Here is a 6,024-nt window from a genome sequence, read left to right as displayed (position 1 = left end):
CGTAATCCGATTCTTGATACTTACTAAGTAGCTTAAGTTTCTCAATAGTTGAATAACTTACAATACAAAATACCCCCCTAGGACTGACACTTTTATTATTTCAAGTGTCACCCTAAGGGGTATTGTACGACTTAAGACAGTTGTCTTTTTCATTTTTAAATCAATGGTACAACAAGTAACAAAAAACGGTAAAGATAAGAAATCATCTTATCCTTACCGAATATCATAGAGCCGAATATTAGAGGACATTTTTTATACCAAGTAACTGTTAATTATGATGGTTTTGCTTCGAACGAGTAATAAATGTCAATGCAGCCAAACGATAACATTTCATCTTCAACAACAAAATTGGCACTGTTCGTGGTGAACGACATTCATTTAGATGAACATCTACTAACGCTGTCTTTATGACTGGAACCTTCAAAGTCCCCTTTAGGCGCCGTAGTTTTTGAGCAAAAGGCTCCGGATTATCAATATTAAAAACGTCCCTAACCATCATGACATTTAAGTGCATCAAAATATAAAAACTATTGGCATGAATAAGCGCAGAATCATGAGTTTGTTCTACAGCCGCAGTGGTTACTGTCATAGCTTTTAGATAGTCAGCGACCTTATTAGCATCAAAGCTCCGCATTACTGAATTTTCATTATCCAAGTAATGATACAGGTAATGATCATTAGTCAATATATTTTGACAGTGAATCAGGTATCGAACCATAAAATCACCATCTTCAGCTAATCTAAGCTGAGAATTAAATATCAACTGGTGCGACGTAATTACTTCCATCCGCAAAACCTTTCCCCATACCGTCAAAAACTTAGTTGGATTTTCTAACATCTTAAGCCGGTGATTGGCAAAGTCAGTACCAATCAGATCTGCAGAATGATCAATTATCGGTACTTTTTTTCGGCCATTATAGTAATTAAATAAGAAAAGGTCAGAAGAATTGCTTAATGCTGGAAGAACATAGTCAGCCCAGTTAGGGTCAAAACAATCATCTGCATCAGCAAACATTACGTATTGACCATCAGCATTTGCTAGGCCATTGTTTCTAGCTGCTGATACCCCTTGATTATTTTGCCGAACCAGCTGAACCCGTGGATCAATCTTTTCTGCTATCGTAGCTGAATTGTCATTTGAACCATCATCAACAACAACTACCTGAATATCAGCCTGATTCTTAACTATACTTTTTAAGCAGCGTTGTAATAACTTTCCACTGTTATAGTTGGGAATAATTATACTAAGGACTGGCATCTTGTTCTCCTCTCTACTATCTTATGTTTAATCTATCAACCAAGCCTTTGGACTTAGGAAACTCAATTTTGCGCATAAACCAGGTATCTGATTTACGAACCTTATCATAATCACGATCATCAAGCACCGCTGGAGCGCTTCCATCACGTGTCTGCCAGTCGATATAACGGTGATTATTTGTATCAATCCGCTGAGCAAATTCAGTATTATTCCGTAAGATCGTCGGTACCCAGAATTCATCAGAGCAAAAACCTGTCTTAAACGTCTCCTCAACATTAGGATGCTTTTGAAGATAATCAATTAAGTACGCTGAGGCATCACGTGGCAAATCAACCCATTGTGATCCATTATACAGTGTTAAATCAATGCCCAACTTTTTTAATTTATCCACATGCAATAGAGTTTGCTTAACAATACTTAAACGGTGGTAAATTTTACCGAATTTACTCCGGCGGTTAATACGATCGTAATCAAAATAAAATTTCTGCCAATCAACAAGTGGTTCTCCTGCTTTCTTGTATTCAGCAGACGGGTAGTTCCAAATATATAATTGTTCGTTATCTTCAAAGAAGCGGTATATTTCATCAAGATTTTTAGTGGGCCAGTCCTGTCCCGAAATCAAGTGAAAATACGTTATCCGCTTATCCTTCAACGCTAAATTAAATAAATCAATTGTTGCCTGCACAATACTCCAAGCTCCCCAATGGACATCCTGAGTGGCAATCCAATGAACGCCCAAATCGACCAAGCGGTCCTGCTGGTCCTCATTAAGGTGAGCTTTTTTATCAAAATGGATATAAACTTCAAACTTTTTTCTTAACAGAGCCGATAACTCAATTACTTGGTTGATGTTTTTATGTGCTAAAACTAAAACAGCTTGCATTTTTCTCTCCTAAACAAAAAACATTTATGAATCTATCATACCAAAGATTCATAAATGTTTTCATTTTAATCTACTGTAATTGCTTGCCCAGCATACTCACGGGCTAACTGGGCAGTAGTGATCCATCCCTTTGGACCATAGTCATATGCATTACGTCCCTGTGGGCCTTCATTTTCTAAGGCATAGCAAGGATCATAAACTCTGAACCAACCATTCTGGTAGCCAACAATCACCTTGGCATGGTTCCGGAAGGCGTATGATTGCTCAAAGCTAGAGTAACCATAGTAAAGTACCGGACGACCAGAGTTAACAATGTTGATAATATCGTTGATTGAGCTACCAGAAATATTAGTAACCGTACTGTCAAAGTGGTGTGCTAAGTCAACCAGCGAATCCGGCTGAATAATCCGCCAGAAGCCGGCACCAGTATAAATGTTACCAGCTTGCCGTGCTGAAAGCAGGTTTAACGCATAAGGAATGTTGATGTATTCCTTTGGGCTCAGCATCATTGCCAGTGAAAATACGGAACAACCATCAGCGGTGAAGATCGGTGAGAATTGGCAGTACCACCGTGGGAACCACAGATGTCCACTATTGTCAGCGTGATAAGTCCAGCCATTAACGTTAACCCAACGATTTTGGTACATATTAGCGTTAGTGGTATCGAAGTAGTAGTCGACCCCATTAATACGGTGATAACCACGCTCGGCCCAGGCGTTTGTTGGGTCGAAGTAGTACCAGTTATTATTGATCTTTTGCCACCCTGTTAATGCCCAAGCATTTGTCTGGTCGAAGTAGTACCAATTGCCAACACCAGAACGGAACCAGCCAGTGTTAGCCCAAGCGTTAACCGGGTCGAAGTAGTACCAGTTACCAGCAGCTGACTTATACCAACCAGTATCAGCCCAGGTATTTATCGTATCAAAGTGGTACCAGTTGTTATTAATCTTCTGCCAGTCCTTCAGTGCCCAAGCATTTTGTGGGTCAAAGTAGTACCAGAAGCCGGCAGCAGACTTAAACCAGCCAGTCTTAGCAGAACCATCATTATTAAAGAAGTACCAATTATGAGCAGGTGATTCAAACCAACCAGTAGAGGCCTCTGCTTGGTTATCAAAATGGTACCAGTTATTGTTAACCTTTTCCCAGGCGTTTGCAACAAAGCGTCCTAATGATTTATTGAAATAGTAAACATGGTTAGCAATCGTGTTTAAACCATCTGCCAAGCCATTTGTCTGAATATCACCAGTTGTTGCATCAAAACTATAGTTCTTGCCATTAGAACTTAGATTTGTTGCACGAGCTCCTGTGTTCACGTCATAATACTTAAGAAGACCGTTACCATCTAGAACAATTCCCTTAATCTGATGACCAGAGGCTGGTTCAAAGTAGTAGTGACTACCATTAATCACTACATCCCCCGTTGCCATTTGGCCATTATTAGGGTTGAAGTAGTAGACATTACCGTTTAACGTTTGCCAACCCGTATAGGCAGCACCATTGCTCTTAAAGCCATACCAATGATTACCAACGTATTGCCAACCGGTCTTCATTGCTCCATAAGTACCATCGTGATTGGTGTTCAAATAATACAAATCATGGTCAATTTTTTGGATACCCGTCAGCATCTTGCCTTGATCAGACGGTGCAAAGTAATACCAGTTATTGTCAAGCCTTTGCCAACCAGTGTATGCTGCACCATTATTGGCAAAGTAGTACCAATTATTATCGACATTTTGCCAGCCGGTCTTCATTGCTCCATAAGTACCATCATGATTAGTATTTAGGTAATAGTGATTCTGATTAATCGTCTGAAGTCCCGTTAGCATCTTGCCTTGACCCGTTGGTGCAAAGTAGTACCAGTTATTATCAAGATTCTGCCAGCCGGTTTGTGCTGCACCATTATCGGCAAAGTGGTACCAGTTATTATCAACGCTTTGCCAACCAGTCTTCATTGCTCCATAAGTACCATCATGGTTAGTATTCAAATAGTAGGTATTATTATCAATTGTCTTCAGACCAGTCTCCATGGCTGAGCTGTCTTTATTCATGTAATACCAATTATTGTTAACATTTTGCCAACCAGTCTGGGCACTACCATTATTAAAATGGTACCAGTTATTATCAGCAGTTTGCCAACCATTCAATGCTTGTCCCTGCTGGTTTTTCCAAACGTTGTTACCAGATTGGTCCTGTTGCTTGGTGTAACCATTGATACTATCAGGAATACTACTTTGTTGGTTAGTCGTTACCTGAGAAATTTGAACATTACTGTCAGCAGGCTGCGTTTGATCAGCATAAGCGTTGTTAGCCGCAAAGGCAATCCCTGCAGCAGCAACCAACGCTGTTACCCATAGTTTACCTGCTTTATAAAGCTTCACTCTATTTTTCATCATAATTCCTTCCCAATAAACTTTTTTCAAATAATTCACTATTATGATACTCCCATTATCAGCTTTTGAGAATGTTTAATTTTACTTCACAAAGTCTTCAATAAGATGTTAAGAAATTTTAAAAGTATTGCAATCAATTACCATCTATAATATTATTGTTTACTTTATATTTAATTTAGGAGGATAAAAGTGAAGCACCGCAATATTTATTTAGCATCTACCTTAGCGCTATTTTCATTAACGGCTTTAGCATATACCAAACCTACCCATATACAAGCTGATTCTATCACTGAAAATGGTGCAACATCGGTTACAAACATTGCTAATAATTCAGCAACGACACCTACCAGTCAACAACCGGCAAGCCAGCAAGCATCTACTAGTGCAACACCATCAAATAGTAATGCCAATAATAGTGAAGCTCCTGTTGATTCCGTAACTTTACCAGCTTCTTCTTCAGCAGTTACCCCAACTTCTTCAACGGTATCAACCGCTAATGCTGAAGAAACACAAGCTAAAGTAGCCGCTCAGTATACTGTTTCTCAGGCTGCTGCACGAACTGCTTATGATGGTACACCTATTATTAGTATTGGTGATTCTCAATATCCTCGTGTTGATGCGGTCGATGTTTCAGCATACCAAGCAGGACTGAATTACAATAACTTTGTTTCACTCAAGAATGCGGGTGTTAAGACCGTCATTGTTAAGTTAACAGAAGGTACCGGATACACTAATCAATATGCTGGGCAGCAAATTAACAATGCGCGTAATGCCGGCTTGAACATTCAAGTGTATCACTACGCCCACTTTGGGAGTTGGAATACCGCAGTTAGTGAAGCCAACCACCTAGCTAATGTAATGAACGCATTGAGGCTTAGCAAGGACACGCGCATTTATGCCGATATGGAAGATACCACCACTAAGTATGCTGGAATAGCTAACGACTTAAATGGTTTCTGGACCCAACTTAATAATCTTGGATTTACCAACCACGCGGTTTATACTTCGCTTGCTTATGACCGGCAATACAACGTTAGTGCTACTGTCGGCAAGAATCGGACATGGGTAGCTCAATACCTCTATAATCCTTCTTATCTTGCTAACCAAAGCTATGGGGCATGGCAATTCAATGCCCATGGTACTATTCCTGGTTACAATGGTGAACTCGATCTCTCTATTGATTACCAAAATCTTCTAACCGGTGATACTGGGCATTGGAATCAAAATAACAATCACTGGTACTACAACCAAAACGGGCAAAACGTTACCGGATGGCAAAAGATTAACGGTAGCTGGTACTACTTCAACAACGATGGCGCTGCTCAGACTGGCTGGTTCAAGTCTGGCGCTGGTAATTGGTATTACTTCGACCAAAATAATGCCTGGGCGCTGACTGGTTGGCAGTGGCTTGATAATAACTGGCTGTACTTTGACCCAACCAATGCTTGGCAGGATAAAGGCTGGCAAAAGATCAATGGCCGCTGGTACTACTT

At 40.1% G+C, this 6,024-nt stretch carries 4 protein-coding genes; 1 reads left to right on the top strand and 3 read right to left on the bottom strand.

The features are described 5' to 3' along the window. Nucleotides 1-268: 268 nt before the first annotated feature. The 3 genes from QOS10_RS08825 to QOS10_RS08815 form a co-directional block, all read right to left on the bottom strand. Nucleotides 269-1,258: a glycosyltransferase family 2 protein gene (locus QOS10_RS08825; RefSeq protein ID WP_283595109.1), complete on the bottom strand. Its 990-nt coding sequence runs from the start codon at nt 1,256-1,258 to the stop codon at nt 269-271. A 16-nt stretch (nt 1,259-1,274) separates the two neighbouring features. Further along, nucleotides 1,275-2,141 carry a beta-1,6-N-acetylglucosaminyltransferase gene (locus QOS10_RS08820; RefSeq protein ID WP_283595108.1) on the bottom strand — a complete coding sequence of 289 codons (867 nt, stop codon included), beginning with the start codon at nt 2,139-2,141 and terminating at the stop codon, nt 1,275-1,277. A 65-nt stretch (nt 2,142-2,206) separates the two neighbouring features. Continuing rightward, entirely contained in the window at nt 2,207-4,531 is a 2,325-nt protein-coding gene (locus QOS10_RS08815) for a KxYKxGKxW signal peptide domain-containing protein (RefSeq protein WP_283595106.1), read from the bottom strand. A 189-nt stretch (nt 4,532-4,720) separates the two neighbouring features. Here QOS10_RS08815 and QOS10_RS08810 point away from each other — a divergent pair. Beyond that, nucleotides 4,721-6,024 (top strand): GH25 family lysozyme (locus QOS10_RS08810; RefSeq protein WP_283595105.1); only part of this gene is annotated, 1,304 nt, incomplete at its 3' end.

The organism is Limosilactobacillus galli (assembly GCF_947381495.1).
GTDB lineage: Bacteria > Bacillota > Bacilli > Lactobacillales > Lactobacillaceae > Limosilactobacillus > Limosilactobacillus galli.
Note: the sequence above shows the minus strand (reverse complement) of the source record. Positions and strands in the feature narration are given on the sequence as shown.

Excerpts from the sequence above, each read along its gene's own strand:
- QOS10_RS08820 (WP_283595108.1), bottom strand. The coding sequence starts at position 2,141 with ATGCAAGCTGTTTTAGTTTTAGCACATAAAAACATCAACCAAGTAATT.
- QOS10_RS08815 (WP_283595106.1), bottom strand. The coding sequence starts at position 4,531 with ATGAAAAATAGAGTGAAGCTTTATAAAGCAGGTAAACTATGGGTAACA.
- QOS10_RS08825 (WP_283595109.1), bottom strand. The coding sequence starts at position 1,258 with ATGCCAGTCCTTAGTATAATTATTCCCAACTATAACAGTGGAAAGTTA.